Source organism: Acinetobacter sp. ABJ_C5_2 (assembly GCF_044538485.1).
In the GTDB taxonomy this organism is placed as follows: Bacteria; Pseudomonadota; Gammaproteobacteria; order Pseudomonadales; family Moraxellaceae; genus Acinetobacter; species Acinetobacter nosocomialis_A.
The window spans coordinates 515,864-537,370 of the sequence record NZ_JBIUCS010000001.1; the positions used below are offsets into that span (position 1 = coordinate 515,864).

Here is a 21,507-nt window from a genome sequence, read left to right on the forward strand (position 1 = left end):
GAGAATCTAAAGCGTGAGAAAATTAAGTATTGCCTGCCTTATGGGGTTGGTTATTTTATCTATGTCTGGTTGCTCAGTCTTTATGGCGGGTAATCAACCAAGTAAAAAAATTTAAATGTTTTAAATCCGGGTAGTTCTCGCAATTATGTTATTGCTGAGTTTGGAGCACCTGTACTTTCTGAATATCGTGATGGTACAAGAGTCGAAATTTATACTTTCCAGCAAGGTTATCCAAAATGGGCGAAAGTCAGCCGTGCATTTGGCCATGGCATAGCAGATGTTGCCTCATTTGGGCTATGGGAAGTATTTGGAACACCAACTGAAGCATATTTTAGTGGTAAACCAACTTCTTACGAAGTAACGTATGGACAAGATGACTTGGTGAAAAGCTTTAAGCTTATCGATTTTGAGCAGGCATTTCCCAAAGCAAAAGCACAATGATGAAATGAAAAGGGCCATTAGGCCTTTTTCTTTGTCTATATAAAAGGTTTACTAGTTTCTATTTAGAAAGAATACTTAACTTTAAAATTATGAAAATTCACTTCTTATAAAAATAATGAAGCACAGTTCATGTTGAGGTAAATTAATTAATATTGTGATAACATGAATACTGTTCATTAATAATGATTTATCTAAACTGACTCTATTTGCTGCTAAATAACAGATGAGTTTAAAAATTAATAGATAAATCAATTTGTTCAGGCTTTTGCCCATGTTAGAAATTCGTCATCTTAAAACTTTAGTTGCTTTACGTGAACATGGTTCACTTGTTGCGGCTGCTAATGATCTGTGTTTAACACCGTCTGCTATTTCTCACCAATTAAAAGAATTAGATCATTGGTATGGTGTGGAAGTGGTGAATCGACGAAGTAGACCTGTTAGCTTTTCGAATGTTGGGCAACGTTTACTCAAATTGGCTGACGATGTATTACCGCAAATTCAGATCACACAGAGTGACATTACGCGAATTGTTCATGGACAAACAGGCAGAATTATTTTTTCCTCAGAATGTCATAGCTGTTTTGACTGGCTAATGCCTTTGTTAAATCAATATCGACAACAGTATCCAGACGTAGATTTAGATTTTGCTTCGGGCTTTGAAGCAAATCCACATGAGCTTTTACAAAACGGTGAGTTTGATTTACTTATTACAGCCGATCCTATTGCATTAAAAGGAATCGAGTATTTTCCAATTTTTGAATATGAGTCACGTTTGGTTTTATCAAATACTCATCGATTGGTTCGTGCTGAAAATATTACAGTTCAGGATCTTGCAGAAGAAGTTCTCATTACTTATCCAGTTGATAAGCACCGTTTAGATATTATGTCGAAACTTTTTATACCTGCAAATATTCAACCAAAACAGATTCGAACAACAGATTTAACTCAAATGCTGATTCAACTTGTAGCAAGTGGCCGCGGTATTGCTGCTTTACCAGATTGGGTCGTGAATGAATATGAACAAAAAGGTTGGGTGACTAGCCGCCGTTTAGACTGTGTTTCTTCAGTTGGTTTAAGACGTACATTATATGCAGGCTACCGAACTGAAGAAAAAGAAAAGAGCTATTTTGAAGGATTTTTAAAGCAGTTAGAAAAGTTCTCGTTGAAACGAAATGCCTATTATTCTGGATAAAACAAATAATTTAGCCTAAGTATCGAAAAGGTGCGATTAAGCACCTTTTTAATATCTATGATTTATTTACCAATGAATAAAGACAGCAGGCCGGCAGCAATTAGTGGACCAACAGGTACACCACGGAGTAAGGCAACGCCCGCAACTGTTCCAATAAGTAAGCCTGCAACTACATCAGGTTGGCTTGACATAAGTTTCACACCACGACCACCTAGCCAAGCGACAAGTAGACCAATAGCAATAGCCAACAAAGATTTAAAACTAATAAAGGATTTTAAAATACTCTCTCCACTAAGCTTACCACTGGCAATGGGAGTCAGTACGCCAATGGTTAAAATGAGAATTCCTAAGTTGAGACCATGAGCTTGAATATAAGGAAAAAATTGATTTAAAGGTGTGATTTTAATGACGATTAAGATGCCTGCGGCGATAGTTACAGCTGCATTTTGACTTAGTAAACCGCAGATAAGTAGAACTAATAAAACCACTAAATTAACATCGAATTGGGCAAGCATGAGAGGCGGCAAGAAAAGCAAATAATTTGAATTGTATAATAATTGAGAGCCAAAATGTGAGAGCTTTTCAAAAGCGATAAAGTATAAAAATGGCCTTTTTAATAAGAATTTTAATGTATCTGCCTCAATGATAAGAAGTTTTATTTTTAGTTACGCTTGGACACAATGTTATATAAATTAACAACTTAAAAAACCTTCTTTTGAGAGAGTATGATATAAAAATAATCACTACTCATGATTTCGGAGTTAGTCGTATGGATATTATAGATATCAAGATTAAAGATCAGTTCGACAAAATTCATGATGCAAAAGCTCAATTAAAGACAAATTTAGTTGAACATGGAAATGAGCCTTTAAAGCTAAGTCAGCGTATTGAACATATTATTGTGGATAATGAAGTGATCTTACCTACCACTGAATTATTATTTGAAAGTGAACAAAACGAAAATATTTATCGCGTCATTGAAGAATAACTCAAAATTAATGGACATTAAGTACAAAGATGAACAAGCAAAAAGTAATAAAGCTCTGAAACTGCGTTAAAATAATGGTTTCGTTTTAAAGAGAAAGCTTTATGCTGCTGGAAAAAATTTTGCAATCACAAGGGTTTGGTTCACGTAAATATTGCCAGCAGTTAATAAAAAATGGTTCTGTAAGTATTAATGGGGAGGTAGTGAGCGATCTTAAAAAACAGTTTTCCCCTGAAAATTTAGAGTTTTCTCTGTTTGGGGAAACCTATCAATATCGAGAAAAAGTTTATATTGCTTTAAATAAGCCGCAAGGTTTTGAATGTTCACACAATCCTCAGCATCATCAAAGTGTTTTTAGTCTACTCCCTGAAATCATGATTCAACGTGGCGTGCAAGCCATTGGTCGTTTAGATCAAGATACAACGGGCTTACTCTTACTCACAGATGATGGTAAATATCTTCAAGCTTTAACTCATCCTCGTAAACATGTTCCAAAGGTTTATCATGTTACGACGATAGATCCAGTGACACCTGAGCAAATTGAAATGCTTACTCAAGGTGTTAATTTACACCAAGAAAAGGGTACATTTGCTGCGACAGATGTGGCGCTATTAGGAACTCATCAGTTAACAATGACCATTCATCAAGGTGTATATCATCAAGTCAAAAGAATGATTGCAGCTGTTGGCAATAGAGTCGAAAAATTACATCGATATCAAATAGGTCAATTGGTTTTACCTGAAATTGAGGAAGGGGATTGGATGTATTTGTCTGAGCAGGAGAAACAACTCGCTCAAAATATTATTTAAGAAAACAGTGGAAAGTCTGAAATTCACTGTCTCGAATAAATCCCATTTTTTCATAGAGACGGTGAGATTCATGATTATTCGTTTGAGTCTCTAGGCTAATACGTAAAGCATTTTCTTGTTTTGCAAATAAAATCGCTGTATCTATGAGCTGTTTTGCTGAACCCTGACGACGGAACATAGGGGTAACATAGACATCATCTAAGATATAGTAAGTTGAGCAAGCAACTGAAGAAAAGCCTAAATAAAGTAAAACGAAACCTGTGATTTTTTCATCCTTAATATGGATAAAAAACACGCTTTCTTTATTCTCAAAACGTTGTTTTAAAAAATGATGTGATTCATCAAGATTAGAAGATGCACCATAAAATTGACGGTATTCATCAAATAGAACAGCAAGTTGACTTAGATCTTCATAGGTCGCTCGTCTTACAATCATTAGGCGCTCCTTGTATTTATGTTTATATTTTTACAAAGAGAGCATAACTAAAAAACCAACCAACTGACGTTAAAAGTTGTTTAAAAATGCAACACCGTTAAGTGTTGTCACTTTCACCTAATAGAGCATTTAGCTCTTCAAATAAATCTTCATGGTCATCATCTTCATTTAAAGTTGAAGAGTTCTGATTTAATGAAGATGCTTTCGCTTTTCTCAGTTTTAATAATTGTTCCATATTAATGTTCTGATTTTCGATCGCAAAAGGAATAGATTTAGTTAAGACGACTTGTTTAAAGAACAGTCGCACTGCTTGGGCAGGGGTAATCCCCAATTGTTTAAAAACAGCAAAAGCCTGTTTTTTCTCTTGGGAGTCAAGTCGAACCTGATAAACTTCTGTTTTTCGCATGAATAACAAAACCAAATGATTTTTAATTTTTAGGGATTTATTTTAAACCATCGCAATGTAATTTCAATGTCTTTCAGCATAAAAAATAATCTTTTTGTCATTACGGCGTGATTACAGTGTCAATTCAGACTGAGAACTGAACACCATTTCCTGTTTTGTCAGTGGATCTATGAAAGAAATTTGTTTAGCTAAAAGCTGTAGTGGCTGAGAAAAATCATCATCGGCTTTATGTTGAACTACTGGATAAAAAGGATCATTTTTAATCGGAATTCCCAAATAGCTTAAATGCACACGGAGTTGATGTTGTTTTCCTGTAGTGGGTGTTAAACAGTATTTAGCCCAAGATTGGTTATGCTCAAGCAACTCAATTTTTGTTTCTGTATTGGTTTTAGTATGGGGGATAACGCACATTGTATAAAAGGGGGTACCTTTATCTAAATATAGTTTTAAAGTCTGAGGAAATTTTAATTCAGCTTTATATTGAGCGATTGCGTGATAAATCTTATGAACTTGACGATCTGCAAATAACTGTTGGTAAACCCCGCGTGACTGTGGTCGTTTGCAAAATAAAACGACTCCCGCAGTTTCACGGTCTAATCGATGGATTGGAGTTAAAAACTCATTGCCCGTTTGTTTTTTTAATCTGACTAATAGCGTTTCTTGTACATATTGCCCTGTTGGGCTAATGGTTAAAAAATGAGGTTTATCTATAACAAGCAAGTCATCATTTTCAAATAAAATTTGATGTTCAAACGGAACATGGGCTTCATAGGCAAGAAATCGATAATAAAAAATATGAGTGTTTGCTATATAAGGGCTGTCTAATGTTAATTTTTCGCCATTTGCCGCGTAAATAAGCCCCTCTTGAAAACGTTGCTGCCACTCTATTGCTTTTATATGAGGAAAATTTTCACAAAGAAATTGATAGATGGTTTGTGCTGTTGTTTGCGATGGTAGATAGACTTGGCTTGCGCTTACGCCATCAATCATAGGTGGGAAAAATTCAATCGGACTAGACATAAAACTGTGTCAATATTTAATAAATGTGGTGTAAAAAAAGCCAACTTTAAGGACTTAAGTAGGCTTTAAAGCAGGGCAATGGTATCATATCGATTATTTTGAATCATGTTATGTGTGTTATGTCGTATTCATTGAAAATGGTCTTAAATCATGAAGAAGATACCCAGCGTTTAGCTCAGGCATTGGCGCAGCATGTTCAAGCTGGCGTTATTTATCTGATTGGAGATTTGGGTGCCGGTAAAACGACATTGACCCGTTATTTTTTGCAGGCTCTAGGGCATAAAGGCTCGGTTAAAAGTCCAACTTATACATTGGTTGAACCCTATAAAATTAATAATAAAGAAATTTTTCATTTTGACTTATACCGTCTCAATGATCCGTACGAACTTGAATTAATGGGAATCCGTGATTATCTAGATATTCAGGATGCTCTATTTTTATTTGAGTGGCCATCGAAAGGTGGAGACGAAATCCCTGAGGCAAATATCGTTATTGATATTCAAAAATCAGATGATGAACTCAATCGTTTTGTCACCTTAACTTTACCAACAGAGCATTTGTACCAGACTTTGCAGGAACAGCTTCATGACTGATGAAAAGCTAACACAACGTCGTATTCATACATTAGACGCCGCGTTAGCCAACCAGATTGCTGCCGGTGAGGTGATTGAACGCCCTTCATCGGTTGTAAAAGAATTATTAGAAAACTCAATTGATGCAGGTGCAACGGAACTCATTGTGCGGATTGCACAAGGTGGTTCAACACTAATCGAGATTATTGACAATGGACATGGGATTCATCCTGATGATTTACCATTGGCAGTGATGCGCCATGCAACAAGTAAAATTAAAACAGCAGAAGATTTACACGCGATTGTTAGCTTAGGTTTCCGTGGTGAAGCACTTGCTTCTATTGCAGCAGTTTCACGATTGACTTTAACCAGTAGCCAAGATGAAAGCGGAATTGGTCATCAGGTTGAGGTGAATGGTACAGCCTTTGATCATCAACAAGTCCAGGCTGTTGCTGCACAAAAGGGCACTCATATTCGAGTTCAGGACTTGTTTTTTAATGTACCTGCTCGCCGTAAATTTTTAAAAAAGCCAACCACTGAATTTGGGCATATTGAAGAAATTGTACGCCGTTTGGCTTTAACACATTTTGATATACGTTTTGTACTTGAGCATAACGATAATATTCGAATTAATTTACCAATAGCAGATAGCGGTGAATTAAGATTTCAGCGTGTACAGCAATTATTGGGTCAACAGTTTGTTCAAAATGCTTACTGGATTGATGCAGACAGTATTAACATACGTTTGTCGGGTTGGTTAGGACATCCTTCAGATGCACGTGCTCAAGCAGACTTGCAATATGTGTATGTAAATGGCCGAATTGTTAAAGACAAAACGATTTCGCATGCTTTAAGAATGGCTTATGACGGAATTTTACATGGTCATCAGCATTCATCTTATTTACTTTTCTTAGAAGTTGATCCTGAAAATATTGATGTTAACGTTCACCCAACGAAACATGAAATTCGTTTCCTAAATCAACGCGAAGTACATGAGTTTGTAAGACATTACGCTAAAGAAACACTAGCACAATTTCAGACAGCGAGTGCTGATTTAGCACAAGCCATGAAAGTGGATGATACACAGGCTTCATTTGTACAGCCTCAGCCTAAATATCAAGAACAATTCACCTTGCATCGCACAGAGCAAGCTGTGGATACAACACTAGACAAGCCTAGTAGTTATCAGCCCTCTACTGAACTTTTAACTGATTTTAATGACAGTCGTCCACAAGCTATTCACTATGCAGAACAACCCCCCAAATATAATGGTTCTGCGCAGTTAAATAATGCATTAAAGACTTACTTGGCCCCGTTACGCGATCAACCTGCTACCAATTTTTCAGTTAATGAAGATATTGAGCCTGTCGCTAAGGTAGATGAATTTCCATTAGGTATTGCCATTGCTCAGCTTCATGGAATTTATATTCTGGCGCAAAATACTGAAGGTCTGATTATTGTTGATATGCATGCGGCACATGAACGTATTTTGCTGCAACAAATGAAAAATGCTTGGGATAAACCTGAGTTTTGGACATCTCAACAGTTGCTTATACCTAAAGTGATCTCAATTAGCCGTATGCAAGCTGTACGCGTTGAAGACTTAAAACCTCAACTTGAGCGTTTAGGGTTGGAAATTGATTTGTATGGCGATGAGCAAGTCATTGTGCGTGGTGTACCAGCTATTTTGCAAAAAGCAGATTTTGAAAATCTTATTCCCGAGCTTCTAAATGATTTAGATCCAAATGATGAAGCTCAAGGTTTACTACAAAAGCGTGATGAGCTATTGGCTGGTATGGCATGTCATGGGGCAGTGCGAGCGCATAGACAACTCAGCCTTTCAGAGATGAACGCATTATTGCGTCAAATGGAACAAACCGAATTTGCGAGCCAGTGTAACCATGGTCGTCCAACTTGGCGTGCATTTCCATTATCTCAATTAGATAAATTATTTGCTCGAGGAGAGTAGTTTTACATGTCAAATCAATTGCCCGTCATCAATTTAATGGGACCAACTGCAAGCGGAAAAACCGCTTTGGCATGTGAACTTTACGAGCGTGGAAATTTTGAGTTAATTTCGGTTGATTCTGCACTTGTTTATAAAGATATGGATATAGGTACAGCTAAGCCAACTCGCGAAGAGCAGGAATTATATCCACATCATTTAATAGATATTATTACTCCACTTGAGGTCTATTCGGCTGCCCAGTTTGTTGAAGATGCTTGTGTTCTAATTGACGAGATGCATTCACGTGGCAAAACTCCTATTTTGGTAGGAGGAACCATGTTGTATTTCAAGGCGCTGTTAGAAGGCTTATCAAGCAACTTGCCAAGTGCGGATGCAAATGTCCGTGCAGCAATTGAAGAAAAAGCAGCGAATGAAGGATGGCAGGCTGTTTATGATGAGCTGGTTGCTGTAGATCCAGCCGCTGGAGTGAAGTTTAAGGTTTCTGATAAACAACGAATTATTCGGGCGCTGGAAGTTTACCGTATTACTGGTGAACCTATTACCAAATTGCAGGCAGAACAACCAAAAAACGTACCATATCGATACATATTTCATAACTACGCTTTACTTCCAGATCGGTTAGAATTACATCAACGCATTGAGCAAAGATTAAGCAAAATGTGGGATATCGGTTTTTTGAGTGAAGTTGAATCTCTAATTGAAAAATACGATTTAGATGAAAATTTACCCTCTATGCGTTCTGTTGGTTATCGACAAGCTCTCGAATTTCTATTAAAAAGTGATATGAGTCTCAAAAAAAAGCAGGAAATGGAGGATAAAGCCTTATTTGCAACACGACAACTTGCCAAACGTCAATATACGTGGTTACGTTCTTTGCAAGAAATACACGATTTTAAAACTTACTTGACGATAAAGCAGGCGAAAGAAGACTTGCGAAACTCTTATGGATAAAGCAAAATTTGCACACTGTCTTTTTATAATTTTTAGTTGAAAAATAAAGATAGTTTTTTTGCGCTGATTTAAAAATTTTTTTTTGGAGTTAAAAATGTCTAAAGGTCAAACTTTACAAGATCCGTTCTTAAATTCTCTCCGTAAAGAACGTATCCCAGTTTCTATTTTCCTTGTTAACGGTATTAAATTACAAGGTCATATTGAATCTTTTGACCAATATGTTGTTTTATTAAAAAATACTGTAAGTCAAATGGTTTACAAACACGCAATTTCTACGGTTGTTCCAGCTCGTAACCCACGTCCAGCAGGTGCACAAGGTGCAGGTTTCCCAGCTCAGGGTGGTAGTCAAGGTGGCTTCGGTGGTCAAGGCGCTGGCTTTGGTGGTGCTCAAGGCGCTGGCTTCGGCGGTCAAGGCGGCTTCGGTGGTCAAGGTGGCTTCGGTGGTCAAGGTGGCTTCGGTGGTCAAGGTGGCTTCGGTGGTCAAGGCGGCTTCGGTGGTCAAGGTGGCTTCGGTGGTCAAGGCGGCTTTGGTGGTCATCAAGGTGGTTTCGACAACGATTCTAAATTTGAAGATGGTCAAGACGACGAAAATAATCGTTAATTGATTAGCTTAGAAAAACCAGTCAGTGATGACTGGTTTTTTTATGGCTTTAAAAATATAAAAAGTATATTAAAGCTATCTGTGGTTGATCTCTCTTTCTTATAATTTAGGTTAATAGGTTCTTTGCAAATGATATTAATATTTGCTGCAGCACTGTGCAGTGTTCTGGTTTCTGTACTACTAAAAAATTTAAAGAAAAAAGGATATCAACCCATGCAGATGATTGCATGGAATTATGCAAGTGCTAGCTTGTTATGTTATTGGTGGTTTAAGCCAGATATTCAGCATATTTCTATACAACACACGCCTTGGTGGCTCATTGTCGCTTTAGGAATCATTCTACCGAGTATTTTTTTGTGTCTTGCTAAATCATTAGAATATGCCGGTATTGTTAAAACAGAAATTGCGCAGCGACTATCTGTGGTACTTTCTTTATTAGCAACGTATTTCTTTTTCCAAGAGCAGTTTACTTCTCTTAAATTATTAGGCATAGGTTTAGGAATTTTTGCTGTTCTTTTAATTGTATTTGGGCAATTCACTGCATCTTCTGGGCATCAATCAAAAAAAGCAATTTTCGCATTGATGAGTGTCTGGTTTGGTTATGCAGCAGTAGATATCTTATTAAAATATACGAGTAGTTTAGGTTTACAGTTTACATTGGCTTTGAATCTAATTTTTATAATGGCCTTTGTTTTATCAATTATTTATTTATTACTCCAAAAAAAGCCAGCATGGCATTTTAAAAATACATTGGCTGGATTAATGCTTGGCGTTTTGAATTTTTCAAATATAGCTCTATATGTTAAAGCACATATTTTACTTAAAGACTCTCCAGCAATTGTCTTTGCCAGCATGAATATTTTGGTCGTATTGCTTGGGATGGCTTGTGGTGTAGTTTTATATAAAGAAAAATTAAAACTGCCAACAATGTTAGGAACAATTTTAGGAATAAGTGGTCTAGTGTGTTTAGCATTTACCATGAAATAGGAGTTCAAGAGAAAGTTCTTTTGAACTCCACTAAGTTCTTATAAATGTGTAAAAATAACTTCATCCGGCAGGCGAGATTTTGGCAACTTGGCATTGAAATCATTTTCACTTCTGTAGCCAAGTGAAACAATTACAGAGCTACGTAAGCCTTTTTCTTTTAAGCTAAATTCTTCATTTAAAATATCTTCGTCAAAGCCACCCATAGGTGTTGCATCTATTCCTTCTAGACCAGCTGCAAAAAGTAGTTGTCCTAAAGCAATAAAAGTTTGATTTTCCATCCAACCAAATAAGTTTTTTTGCTCATTACGATAGAACTCGACGTAGCCATGGCGAGTATCTTTTTGGCCGAGTTTTGCTTTTTCATCTTTGAATCGGCCACTTAAATCATCTTGCTCAAGTAACTGGTTTAAAAATTCAGGTGAAATATCTGTTCTTGTGCAAAATACAAGTGTGTGTGATGACTCAAGAACTTTTGGTGCATTATAGGCATATCGCCCTGTTAAAGCCTTAGCAATACGTTCTTTAGCCGCAGGATTGTCAGCAACCAAGAAGTGCCAAGGTTGAATATTCACTGAAGAAGGGGTAAAGCGTAAAATTTCTAATAACTTATTGAATTTTTCTTGAGGAATTTTTTTCTCAGGATCATACGCTTTTGTGGTGTAGCGACTTTTAACCGTACTTAATAAATCCATACTTTACTCCATATTAATCTTATTACAATGGAAGGGTTCTAATCTTTGGCATCATACGCGATTTTAGAGAAAAACATCTGCATTTTAATGTGATAAAGAAATATAATACTTATATAAATTTTTTAATAATTTATTGAGAATGTTTGATTTAATGCCCAAAGATGCAAAGAGTAAGCTGCGAGAAATTAGAATTGTTAAAGCCTTTCTAATTTTTGCATTTGTATTGTGTCTTTTAATTTTATACATCGAATATCAAAAATATGGACATATAAACTGGAAATTTGTATTCCTTACCTGTCTATGTATGATCTGGGATTTTGATTTAAATAAACAATCTAAGTATTTGGAAAATAACTAATTAATAATTCCAATCAGTTAGTTTGATTTGCTGCAGATGTGAGGAGGGATCAATTTCTAAAATTTGTGCATGATCTTCTTTCCAGTCACCTAGTACAATCCGTTGTTTGTGCTGTACTTCATGAATAGCTGGACGGTGAGTATGGCCATGAATAAGTATGTCGACATCTTTTATGGCAGAGAAAACAGCTTGTCTATTCACATCCATAATCTCATAACTTTTGTGTTGTTTGTCCGAATGACTTCTTTTGCGGAAACCATTGACAAGTTTCGTACGGAAACTTAGAGGTGTTCGTCGTAAAAAAGCGACTAAAAGCGGGTTTCGAATAATTTTTCTAAATTTTTGGTAGGAAATATCATCTGTGCATAACGCATCGCCATGTTCTAGGCGATATTGGTGACCTGCGATATTAAGATAATAGATATCAGGGAGTAATACACCATTAAACTTATTGAGGAAAACCTGATTTAAAGCAAAGTCTCGGTTACCCACTTGGAAATAAACGCGATTACCTTTTTGGTTAAATACTTTTAAAGCCTCGACAATTTCGTCGAGCCAAGGCGCTGAATAGTCATCACCAATCCAAGCATTAAACCAATCACCTAAAATATAAAGCTGTGTTTGTTTATTTTGATAATGTACCAACAAATCTAAAAACCCTCGAACGAGTCGAGGGTGTTCAGGTGACAAATGTAAATCTGAAATAAACAGATAGGTCACAGCTTTATCCTGAAATTATTCAGAAATAATTTTAGCAGATTCGATAACAACGTTTTCTAAAGGAACGTCAGCGTGATAACCACGGTTACCTGTACGTACGCCTTTGATTGCTTCTACAACGTCCATACCTTCAACAACTTTACCAAATACAGCATAACCCCAACCTTGAGCAGTTTTTGAAGTATGGTTCAAGAAAGAGTTGTTTTTTACGTTAATGAAGAATTGCGCAGAAGCAGAGTGAGGAGCTTGAGTACGTGCCATAGCAATCGTACCAACATCGTTGCTTAAACCGTTGTCAGCTTCGTTTTCAATCGCATCGCGAGTTGCTTTTTCTTTGAAGTTTTCATCCATCCCGCCGCCTTGGATCATGAAACCATCAATGACACGGTGGAAAATAACGCCGTCATAAAAACCGTCACGTACGTATTCTAAAAAGTTTGCTACTGTTTTTGGTGCTTTTTCAGTATTTAGTTCAAGAACAATACGACCTTTATTGGTGTTTAATTCGACTTGAGGAAAACTCATTACATTAATCTCCTAAACATGGGCTTATGACCATGGGTTTTTTGGTTGAGAGAAGCATAAGCAAACTGTAAACTACAAGGCAAGTAAAAAACGTTAAAATCTTTGTGAAAAATGAAGATAGCGTTTATTTTTTCGAAATTTTATCTACAAAGAAGTGATTGATACACTATGAAGCCTAATGATGTTGTCTCGAACCTGCCAAACAACCCGACACCGAATACTCATGCCTCTGTCGATTCTGCGCAGCAAGAACAACAGGCTGGATTAGATTTTGTTCGCCAAGTCATTACTGATGATTTGGCTGCCGGACGTGCAAAACAAATCGTAACGCGTTTTCCGCCAGAACCAAATGGTTATTTACATATTGGTCACGTAAAAGCAATCTGTCTAAACTTTGGTGTTGCTGAAGAGTTTGATGGTCTCTGTAATTTACGTTTTGACGATACGAACCCGGATGCAGAAGAACAAGAATATGTTGATGGTATTGCCAATGACGTGAAATGGCTTGGTTTTAACTGGAATGGTGAGCCACGCTATGCTTCTGGTTATTTTGATCAATTATATGCATGGGCTGTTCAACTCATTGAGCAAGGCGATGCTTATGTTGATTTGCAATCTCCAGAAGAAATCAAGTTAAACCGCGGTAGTTTTGTTGAACCAGGGAAAAACTCGCCATATCGCGATGCTTCTGTAGAAGAGAACCTTACTCGCTTTGAACAAATGCGTAGTGGTGAACTGAAAGAAGGTGAAGCAGTTCTACGTGCCAAAATTGATATGGCAAGCCCGAACGTGCATATGCGTGATCCAATTTTGTATCGTGTCTTGCATTCAGAGCATCACCAAACTGGTGATAAATGGAAAATCTACCCAATGTATGACTATGCTCATCCATTGTCTGATGCAATTGAAGGAATCACTCACTCACTTTGTACATTGGAATTCCAAGATCATCGTCCGTTTTATGACTGGATTGTTGAAAAGGTTAAGTCTAAAGCCGTTCCACACCAATATGAATCTTCTCGTTTGAACGTAGACTACACCATTACTTCTAAACGTAAATTGCGTAAGTTGGTTGAAGGTGGTTATGTAAATGGTTGGGATGACCCACGTATGCCAACGGTTGTTGGTATGCGCCGTCGTGGTTTTACACCGGAAGGCTTACGTGATTTCTGTAAACGTGTAGGTGTATCTAAAACTGACGGTATTGTTGATGTTGCAATGCTTGAGTTCTGTATTCGTCAATCTTTGGAGAATACTGCAGCACGTGGTATGGCGGTGTTAGATCCTTTAAAAGTAACACTTACAAACTTGCCAGAAGATTTAGATCTTAAGCATGCTCGTCATCCAAATGTTGATATGGGTGAACGTGTTATTCCATTGACTAAAGAAATCTATATTGACCGTAAAGATTTTGAAGAAGTGCCACCAAAAGGCTTTAAACGTTTAATTCCTGATGGTGAAGTGCGTTTACGCCATGCTTATGTGATTAAATGCGATGAAGTCATTAAGGATGCTAATGGTGAAGTGATTGAGCTGAAATGTTCAATCGATCCTGAAACTTTAGGTAAAAATCCGGAAGGTCGTAAAGTAAAAGGCGTAATTCACTGGGTATCTGCTACTAAAGGTATTCCTGCTGAAGTACGTATTTACGATCGTTTGTTTACTGAAGCAGCACCTGATGCAGATGATGACTTTTTAGCGAATTTAAATCCGGATTCTTTAAAAGTTGTTCAGGCTGTGATTGAACCTGCTTTAGCTCAAGCGAGTCCTGAAGACCGTTTCCAATTTGAACGTGAAGGTTATTTTGTTGCTGATCAACATGATCACACTCCTGAAAAACCAGTGTTCAACCGTGTTCTTGATTTGAAAGACAGCTTCAAACCTGAGAAAAAGTAAGAGATTGATTATCTCTTACTTTTTCGCAAGACGAGCAACATGTTGTGAGTAGAGAGCAGAGATTGATTATCTCTTACTTTTTCGCAAGACGAGCAACATGTTGTGAGTAGAGAGCAGAGATTGATTATCTCTTACTTTTTCGCAAGACGAACAACATGTTGTGAGTGAACAGCAGATATCAAAAAAGCCCAACTGTAAGGTTGGGCTTTTTATTCGGAGGTCTTCTCATAATATTCTTTTTCTTTATGATTCCACTTCCTTGGCAAAAGAGCTTAGGTAGGATTAATCACATAAAAATAAAGAACTAATAATATGAGAAGCATACTTGAAAGCATTAAATAAGTATTGACCGTATTAAAGCTTTTAATAAACTTCCAGATATCCATAGTAAATCAGCGTATATTTTATGTTACAAATTAATAATACACTGAAATTTTTCTGAAATGTTTCTAAAAATAAAATATAAAGCTTTTTTGTTTAAAAAATAATCAAAAAATGCGAGATGATAAAAAGCTATATTCGATGCAGATTAGAAACTGTTCATTTATGCACTATAACCAATTCTTTTCAAGAATTTTTGAATTACTTCAAATGCAGCTTGTTCAAGTGCAGATGCATATTCGATATTTTGCTCGCGCAATTTAGGAATTGAAATTCCGGCATGGCGAAGTTCACATGTATGACCAATGAGCCATTTTTCAAAATTTTCTTGAGTCGTTTCAATGTGAAATTGTAAAGCAAGAATATTATTACCGACTTCAAAGGCTTGATTGGTATAAATATCTGAGCTAGCCAAAAGGGCAGCATTTTCAGGAAGATTGAAAGTATCGCCATGCCAATGTAAAACATGAACATTATTAAGCAAAGGAGATAATACCTGATTAGGGCGTAAACTTAAGCTGAGTGGACTCCAACCGATTTCTTTTTGATGACCAGCATATACTTTGGCACCCAGTGCATGAGCAATTAACTGTGCACCCAAACAAATACCAAGTGTAGGTTTATCCGCTGCTAAACGTTGTTTAAGTAAAGCAATTTCATCTTTTAAAAATGGATAATCTTCAGTTTCATAAACCCCGATTGGACCACCTAAAATAATAGTTAATCCATCGTGTGCAAAAGCAGCTGTTAAATCATCAACACCCGCTTCAAAATAACGGACGCGAAAGCCAAGCTGATAAAAGACATCTTCTAATGAACCTAAGTCTTCGAAAGCAAGATGCTGAATGGCATAAATAGTTTTAGGGAAGGCGTTTGTTGTGCTCATACAAATGATTCATAGAAGATCAATAGGTGGAGTATAGCGATAAATATAAAGAAGAAAATATCCATATAAATCGTCAATACCTGAAAATTGATATTTTTCGTTAAGATAATATTGTTATGCATAAGTATCTTCTATTTATCACCATAGCTATGCATAACGTGCCTATTAAAATAAAAGTTTAGGTACCTCTGCACAGTCTATATTTGAGAGTTGATGTTCATCTTTTAAATTAACGCCTGAAAAGCCAAGTTGTTTTGATTTTTTCATGAGTGCCATTAAACGTTGTACTGCCACAGGAATACTTAAGCCTGCCGAACGGACATTGGAAATACAATTACGTTTGGCATCGAGGCAACCTGAATATGCATTCCATGTGTAGTAAATTCCCATACTGTCAGGAGAGCTTAAACCTGGACGTTCTCCAATAAGCATCACTAGCATGGGGGCTTTAAAGATTTCTGCGACTTCATCACCTAAAGCAACCCGACTACCTGTTGCCAGTGCAATGGGCGCAAGAGTCCAGTTTTCTTGCTGAACTTGTTCACTTAGCGTTGTAATGAATGGGATGGCATTCGCTTCAATCGCTCTTGCTGAGAGTCCATCACCGACCACAATACAAACATCGTATCGTTGAGGGTCTTCTGCATACTTCTTAATTAAGCCTTTTGATTGATCTGAAAGCTGACGACCTAAATCTGGACGTTTAAGATAGATTTCCTTATTAGGTGCGTTGCTGTGGACATGAAGACTTTGTAGCTGTCTTTGCGCTAATTGCTCAGATAAATAGGAAACATCCATATCTTGATAAACCGCATCTTTTGCTTGCGCATGAGACAACTGGAACTCAAGTAAGGCTTGTGTTGGGATGCTACAACCAGCACGGCCCAGAGCAATACGGGCATCGGTAAACTGTTTGAGTTTTTCCCACTGGTCTTGATGAGTAGAAGATGGATATTGAATATCACGGTTCAGTATCATGGTGTTCTCCCTAGTTCATGAGCAGACGAGAGAATTGGTCAGGCATGTGGTCTGCCCAACAAATTTGAGAGTTTTGCTGTTTAAAAATACCTTGCTGTTCAAGCCAAGCTGAAAACTCTGGGGCCGGTTTTAAACCGAGGAGTTGTCTTAAATAGAGGGCGTCATGGAACGAGGTCGTTTGATAATTGAGCATGACATCGTCTGAACCCGGAATTCCCATAATAAAATTAATGCCCGCAGTACCAAATAAAGTAAGGAGAACATCCATATCGTTTTGGTCGGCATCTGCATGGTTGGTATAGCAAATGTCGCAGCCCATTGGTACTCCAAGTAACTTGCCGCAGAAGTGATCTTCTAGTCCCGCACGTATAATTTGTTTACCGTTAAAAAGATATTCGGGACCAATAAAGCCAACGACTGTATTCACTAAAAGCGGATTGTATTTACGGGCCACTGCATAAGCACGTGTTTCTAATGTTTGCTGATCGACGCCGTGATGTGCATTGCTGGATAAGGCACTGCCTTGACCCGTTTCAAAGTACATGACGTTTTGTCCAATGGTTCCACGCTTGAGTGCGAGTGTGGCTTCATATCCTTCTTGTAGTAAATCGAGAGATATTCCAAAACCTTCATTAGCCAGCTGTGTACCAGCGATTGATTGAAACATTAAATCAATTGGCACATTTTTTTCAGCTAGTTGAATGCCTGAGCTGATATGGGTAAGTACACAAGATTGCGTCGGAATTTGATATTCCTGAATGACATGGTCAAGTAGTTTCAGTAGTTCTGATAAATTATGAAGATTATCAGTGGCAGGGTTAATGCCAATCACGGCATCGCCATTGCCATACATCAAACCATCTAAAATACTGGCAGAAATACCGAGCACATCATCGGTGGGGTGGTTCGGTTGTAAACGGGTAGAAAGATGACCTTTTAAACCAATCGTGTTGCGAAATTGGGTGATTACTTCACATTTGCTGGCGACATAAATTAAATCTTGATTGCGCATAATTTTGCTGACAGCAGCCACCATTTCTGGAGTTAAACCTGATGCTAATGCTTTTAAACTTTGAGCAGTGGCTTCTTCTCCAAGTAACCAATTTCGAAAATCGCCTACTGTAAAGTGTGAAATAGGGGCAAAAGCTGCCAGATCATGTTCATCAATAATTAGTCGTGTAATTTCATCAGTTTCGTAATCGACCACAACCTCATTCAAAAAAGTTTTAAGTGGTACATCGGCCAAAGTCATTTGTGCCGCAACATGTTCGGTTGCATCTCTGGCCGCTACACCTGCTAATTCATCGCCAGAACGTAACGGCGTTGCTTTTGCCATCAAGGTCTTCAAGTCAGCAAAGTGATACTGTTGATTGGCGATAATATTGCGATAACTCATAGTTACATCCTTTTTATAGTTCTTGTTCTGCGGCTTTAATATTTGCAAACTCTTCTTCTGGTGTGCCTTTAACTAAATGATAACGGCTATAGAGTAAAAAGTAAGCAATAAATACGACATAAATAGCGGCAGCAATAAACCAAACTTTTGGATTAACAACAAAGCCCGCAACTACAGCAGCGACTGCTAGAACTAAGGCAATACTTGAAGTAACGATTCCTCCAGGAGTTTTATAAGGACGAGGCATGTCGGGTTTAGATAGGCGTAGTTTGATGTGGGATAAAAGAATCAACACATAGGAAATGGTGGCACCAAAAACCGCGATTAAAATCAGTGAATCACCTTCTTTGGTCAGTGAAAGCAAGAACCCAATAATGCCTGGAATAATAATTGCGAGATAAGGCGCTTTATTTTTATTGGTTAAAGAGAGTGAAGTAGGTAAGTAGCCAGCACGAGAGAGTGCGAAAATTTGACGTGAATAGGCATAGATAATTGAAAAGAAACTCGCGATTAAACCTGCTAAACCAACAAAGTTAACAAAAGTCGCAAGCCAAGTATTGGTACCATAAACTTTAACCAGAGCATCGACGAGGGGAGCGCCTGAGTTTTGCAAAGTACTTGCACCAGCTGCGCCCGCACCCAAGAATAAAATGAGCATGGCAAACGCCGTTAAGATGAGCATTGCACCGATTAAACCGCGTGGGAGAGATTTTGCTGGATCTTTTGCTTCTTCGGCGGCTAATGGCACACCTTCAACTGCAAGGAAAAACCAGATTGCAAAGGGAACTGCGGCCCAAATGCCTAAATAGCCATGAGGTAGAAAACGACTTGCGCCAGCTGCTGTGCCAACAGGAATATCGAACAGGTTTTGTGTATTAAAATGTGGAACCATTGCGACAATAAACACAACCAGAGCAACTGCTGCGACAAGCGTAATGGCAAACATGATTTTTAAGGCTTCACCAGCACCTTTCAGATGTATGCCCATAAAAATAGCGTAGCAGGCAAGGTAAATCATCCAGCCATTAATGCCAAATAAAGATTCGCAATAACCGCCAATAAATACGGCAATCGCCGCAGGAGCAATCGCGTATTCAATTAAAATAGCTGTTCCTGTTAAATAGCCGCCAAAAGGACCAAAAGCAGCACGTGCAAAACTATAACCGCCACCTGCCGTCGGCATCATGGTGGACATTTCTGACATAGAAAGACATAGACATAGGTACATCAAGGCGGCGAGGGCAGTGGCAATAAACATCCCACCCCAACCACCTTGAGCAATACCAAAGTTCCAACCGGCAAAATCACCTGAGATCACATAAGCTACGCCTAAACCAATCAGGAGTAACCAACCAACCGTACCTTGTTTGAGTTGACGCTGAGCAAAATATTCTGCTGATGAGACTTCTGTGCTTGAAGAAATGACGGAAGCTGTTTCTGGTTGATTCATACAATACTCCTGCGAGTGGGTTTGTATGAATCAATGCAAAAGCAATGCCTAAATGAAGCACTTCAGAGAGTAGATGGCACTTTTTTATTCTAAATGATAAAAATTCAAGCTTAGCAATCATAAATAAAGAAGCCAGCAATCTAAATTACTGGCTTCTTATACAATTAATGATCTTACTTCTTTCTAATGTTGATAATTTGGTATCAACTTGGTGCGAAACTTAGAAGAAGCCCATAGGTTTAGTTGAATAACTCACCAACAGGTTTTTGGTTTGTTGATAATGATCTAGCATCATCTTATGGTTTTCGCGACCAATACCAGACTTCTTGTAACCACCAAATGCAGCATGTGCAGGGTAAATGTTATAGCAGTTTGTCCAGACACGGCCCGCCTCTATAGCACGACCAGCACGATAAGAAATGTGAGCTGAACGTGACCAAACACCTGCACCTAAACCATACATGGTGTCATTGGCAATTTTAATTGCATCGTCAAAGTCTTTGAACGTTGTCACAGCAAGTACTGGTCCAAAAATTTCTTCTTGGAAAACTTGCATGCCGTTGTGGCCTTTAAAAATAGTTGGATCAACATAGTAACCATCGCCTACTTCTTTACGGCCGCTACCGCCAAGTAAGAGTTCTGCACCTTCTTCACGACCAGTGTTAATGCAACGCAAGATTTTCTCTTGCTGTTGTAGAGATGCTTGAGCACCAATCATCGTTTCAGTATCAAGTGGATGACCAGTTTTAATACGTTTTACACGCTCGACAGCCATCTCTAAGAACTGATCAGCAATGCTTTCTTGTACTAAAGCACGAGAAGGGCAAGTACATACTTCACCTTGGTTTAAGGCAAACATAGCGAAACCTTCAAGCGTTTTTTCTAAGAAGTCATCTTCTTTATCCATGATATCTTCAAAGAAAAGGTTTGGTGACTTACCGCCAAGTTCTAAGGTAACTGGAATAATATTTTCAGTCGCATATTGCATCACCATTTGTCCAGTTTGAGTTGAACCTGTGAACGCGATTTTTGCAATACGTGGGTTTGTCGCTAACGGGCGGCCAACTTCTGAACCGAAACCATTAACAATATTAAGTACACCCGGTGGTAAAATGTCTTGGATCAATTCAGCCACCAACAAAATACCCACTGGCGTTTGCTCAGCTGGCTTAATCACAACACAGTTACCAGCAGCTAAAGCAGGTGCAAGTTTCCATGCCGCCATCAAAATCGGGAAGTTCCATGGAATGATTTGACCAACTACACCGAGTGGTTCGTGGAAATGATACGCAATGGTATCTTCATCAATTTCAGAGATGCCGCCTTCTTGAGCACGAATACATCCAGCGAAATAACGGAAATGGTCAATCGCAAGCGGAAGGTCAGCTGCTAAAGTTTCACGGACTGCTTTACCGTTATCCCAAGTTTCTGCAACCGCAAGCATTTCAAGATTTGCTTCTAAACGATCGGCAATTTTTAAAAGTATATTTGAGCGTACCGTTGGAGATGCTTTATTCCATGTTACTTTGGCTTTGTGCGCTGCATCTAGCGCGAGCTCAATATCTTCGGCACTAGAGCGTGGAATACGTGTAAAGGCTTTTCCGTCAACGGGAGATACATTGTCAAAATACGCACCCTTTACAGGTGCGACCCATTCACCGCCAATAAAATTTTCGTATTGTGATTTAAATTGAACTTTTGAGCCTGGTTGATTTGGATCGATATAGCGCATATAAATATTCCTTTGCTTTTTAGGACTAAAGACTAACAAGAACCCTGTCAGTAGGTACTTTCGTACTTTGTATAATTAGGATATAAAGAAGAAGGTTGGAGAAAGGTTGGAATAGAAATGTGGA

General features: G+C 38.0%; 22 protein-coding genes and 1 pseudogene. 11 read left to right on the top strand and 12 right to left on the bottom strand.

Annotated features, from left to right (window positions below; translation table 11 throughout):
• Positions 1–13 precede the first annotated feature (13 nt).
• A pseudogene (locus tag ACH8JV_RS02410) lies at positions 14–441 on the top strand (hypothetical protein).
• 271 nt (positions 442–712) lie between these two features.
• On the top strand, positions 713–1,633 hold the full coding sequence (locus ACH8JV_RS02415; RefSeq protein WP_263614015.1) for a LysR family transcriptional regulator: 921 nt from the start codon (positions 713–715) through the stop codon (positions 1,631–1,633).
• 62 nt (positions 1,634–1,695) lie between these two features.
• Here the strand turns inward: ACH8JV_RS02415 and ACH8JV_RS02420 are convergent, their stop codons facing one another.
• Positions 1,696–2,148 (bottom strand): DUF441 domain-containing protein, encoded by a 453-nt coding sequence (locus ACH8JV_RS02420; protein WP_002049035.1) that lies wholly within the window; start codon positions 2,146–2,148, stop codon positions 1,696–1,698.
• A gap of 254 nt (positions 2,149–2,402) precedes the next feature.
• Between ACH8JV_RS02420 and ACH8JV_RS02425 the strand changes: the two genes are divergently transcribed.
• Together ACH8JV_RS02425 and ACH8JV_RS02430 are read left to right on the top strand one after the other, a co-directional pair.
• Positions 2,403–2,621 (top strand): hypothetical protein, encoded by a 219-nt coding sequence (locus ACH8JV_RS02425; protein WP_396519531.1) that lies wholly within the window; start codon positions 2,403–2,405, stop codon positions 2,619–2,621.
• Between the two features lie 101 nt (positions 2,622–2,722).
• Complete coding sequence (locus ACH8JV_RS02430) at positions 2,723–3,427, top strand: pseudouridine synthase (RefSeq protein WP_311069708.1); 705 nt, start codon at positions 2,723–2,725, stop codon at positions 3,425–3,427.
• On the opposite strand, the gene ACH8JV_RS02435 is transcribed toward ACH8JV_RS02430, so the two are convergent.
• The 3 genes from ACH8JV_RS02435 to ACH8JV_RS02445 form a co-directional block, all read right to left on the bottom strand.
• A complete protein-coding gene (locus tag ACH8JV_RS02435) occupies positions 3,420–3,863 on the bottom strand; it encodes a GNAT family N-acetyltransferase (protein ID WP_002049009.1) in 444 nt (147 codons plus the stop codon). The genes ACH8JV_RS02430 and ACH8JV_RS02435 overlap by 8 nt on opposite strands.
• 97 nt (positions 3,864–3,960) lie before the next feature.
• Positions 3,961–4,269 carry a type II toxin-antitoxin system RelB/DinJ family antitoxin gene (locus ACH8JV_RS02440; RefSeq protein WP_396519533.1) on the bottom strand — a complete coding sequence of 103 codons (309 nt, stop codon included), beginning with the start codon at positions 4,267–4,269 and terminating at the stop codon, positions 3,961–3,963.
• A 111-nt stretch (positions 4,270–4,380) separates the two neighbouring features.
• On the bottom strand, positions 4,381–5,289 hold the full coding sequence (locus tag ACH8JV_RS02445; RefSeq protein WP_396519535.1) for a pseudouridine synthase: 909 nt from the start codon (positions 5,287–5,289) through the stop codon (positions 4,381–4,383).
• 119 nt (positions 5,290–5,408) lie between these two features.
• Between ACH8JV_RS02445 and tsaE the strand changes: the two genes are divergently transcribed.
• The 5 genes from tsaE to ACH8JV_RS02470 all read left to right on the top strand — a co-directional run bounded on the left by tsaE (position 5,409) and on the right by ACH8JV_RS02470 (position 10,369).
• Positions 5,409–5,882, top strand: a complete 474-nt coding sequence (gene tsaE, locus ACH8JV_RS02450; protein ID WP_311069711.1) for a tRNA (adenosine(37)-N6)-threonylcarbamoyltransferase complex ATPase subunit type 1 TsaE — start codon at positions 5,409–5,411, stop codon at positions 5,880–5,882.
• Positions 5,875–7,830 (top strand): DNA mismatch repair endonuclease MutL, encoded by a 1,956-nt coding sequence (gene mutL / locus ACH8JV_RS02455; RefSeq protein WP_396519537.1) that lies wholly within the window; start codon positions 5,875–5,877, stop codon positions 7,828–7,830. Before tsaE ends, mutL begins: the two co-directional genes overlap by 8 nt.
• A 6-nt stretch (positions 7,831–7,836) precedes the next feature.
• Positions 7,837–8,781, top strand: a complete 945-nt coding sequence (gene miaA / locus ACH8JV_RS02460) for a tRNA (adenosine(37)-N6)-dimethylallyltransferase MiaA (protein WP_263614008.1) — start codon at positions 7,837–7,839, stop codon at positions 8,779–8,781.
• A gap of 94 nt (positions 8,782–8,875) precedes the next feature.
• The gene (gene hfq / locus ACH8JV_RS02465) at positions 8,876–9,382 is read left to right on the top strand and encodes an RNA chaperone Hfq (RefSeq protein WP_000033651.1); all 507 of its coding nucleotides are present in this window, start codon (positions 8,876–8,878) and stop codon (positions 9,380–9,382) included.
• 129 nt (positions 9,383–9,511) lie between these two features.
• A complete protein-coding gene (locus ACH8JV_RS02470) occupies positions 9,512–10,369 on the top strand; it encodes an EamA family transporter (RefSeq protein WP_396519539.1) in 858 nt (285 codons plus the stop codon).
• A 38-nt stretch (positions 10,370–10,407) separates the two neighbouring features.
• Here ACH8JV_RS02470 and nfsB read toward each other — a convergent pair whose 3' ends face one another.
• Positions 10,408–11,061 carry an oxygen-insensitive NAD(P)H nitroreductase gene (gene nfsB, locus ACH8JV_RS02475; protein WP_396519541.1) on the bottom strand — a complete coding sequence of 218 codons (654 nt, stop codon included), beginning with the start codon at positions 11,059–11,061 and terminating at the stop codon, positions 10,408–10,410.
• A gap of 139 nt (positions 11,062–11,200) precedes the next feature.
• Between nfsB and ACH8JV_RS02480 the strand changes: the two genes are divergently transcribed.
• On the top strand, positions 11,201–11,419 hold the full coding sequence (locus ACH8JV_RS02480; protein WP_396519543.1) for a hypothetical protein: 219 nt from the start codon (positions 11,201–11,203) through the stop codon (positions 11,417–11,419).
• Here the strand turns inward: ACH8JV_RS02480 and ACH8JV_RS02485 are convergent, their stop codons facing one another.
• Complete coding sequence (locus tag ACH8JV_RS02485; protein WP_396519545.1) at positions 11,420–12,139, bottom strand: UDP-2,3-diacylglucosamine diphosphatase; 720 nt, start codon at positions 12,137–12,139, stop codon at positions 11,420–11,422.
• A 15-nt stretch (positions 12,140–12,154) separates the two neighbouring features.
• Positions 12,155–12,664, bottom strand: a complete 510-nt coding sequence (locus ACH8JV_RS02490) for a peptidylprolyl isomerase (RefSeq protein WP_004700945.1) — start codon at positions 12,662–12,664, stop codon at positions 12,155–12,157.
• 168 nt (positions 12,665–12,832) lie between these two features.
• Between ACH8JV_RS02490 and ACH8JV_RS02495 the strand changes: the two genes are divergently transcribed.
• A complete protein-coding gene (locus ACH8JV_RS02495; protein ID WP_396519547.1) occupies positions 12,833–14,560 on the top strand; it encodes a glutamine--tRNA ligase/YqeY domain fusion protein in 1,728 nt (575 codons plus the stop codon).
• Positions 14,561–15,104: 544 nt separating this feature from the next.
• On the opposite strand, the gene ACH8JV_RS02500 is transcribed toward ACH8JV_RS02495, so the two are convergent.
• The 5 genes from ACH8JV_RS02500 to ACH8JV_RS02520 all read right to left on the bottom strand — a co-directional run bounded on the left by ACH8JV_RS02500 (position 15,105) and on the right by ACH8JV_RS02520 (position 21,383).
• Positions 15,105–15,827, bottom strand: a complete 723-nt coding sequence (locus ACH8JV_RS02500) for a glutamine amidotransferase (protein WP_396519549.1) — start codon at positions 15,825–15,827, stop codon at positions 15,105–15,107.
• 165 nt (positions 15,828–15,992) lie between these two features.
• The gene (gene eutC / locus ACH8JV_RS02505) at positions 15,993–16,805 is read right to left on the bottom strand and encodes an ethanolamine ammonia-lyase subunit EutC (protein WP_396519551.1); all 813 of its coding nucleotides are present in this window, start codon (positions 16,803–16,805) and stop codon (positions 15,993–15,995) included.
• Between the two features lie 10 nt (positions 16,806–16,815).
• Positions 16,816–18,201: an ethanolamine ammonia-lyase subunit EutB gene (locus ACH8JV_RS02510; RefSeq protein WP_396519553.1), complete on the bottom strand. Its 1,386-nt coding sequence runs from the start codon at positions 18,199–18,201 to the stop codon at positions 16,816–16,818.
• 13 nt (positions 18,202–18,214) lie between these two features.
• Positions 18,215–19,651 carry an ethanolamine permease gene (gene eat, locus ACH8JV_RS02515; protein ID WP_396519555.1) on the bottom strand — a complete coding sequence of 479 codons (1,437 nt, stop codon included), beginning with the start codon at positions 19,649–19,651 and terminating at the stop codon, positions 18,215–18,217.
• Positions 19,652–19,871: 220 nt separating this feature from the next.
• Positions 19,872–21,383, bottom strand: coding sequence for an aldehyde dehydrogenase family protein (locus ACH8JV_RS02520; protein ID WP_078225063.1), 1,512 nt, complete (start codon positions 21,381–21,383; stop codon positions 19,872–19,874).
• Positions 21,384–21,507 lie beyond the last annotated feature (124 nt).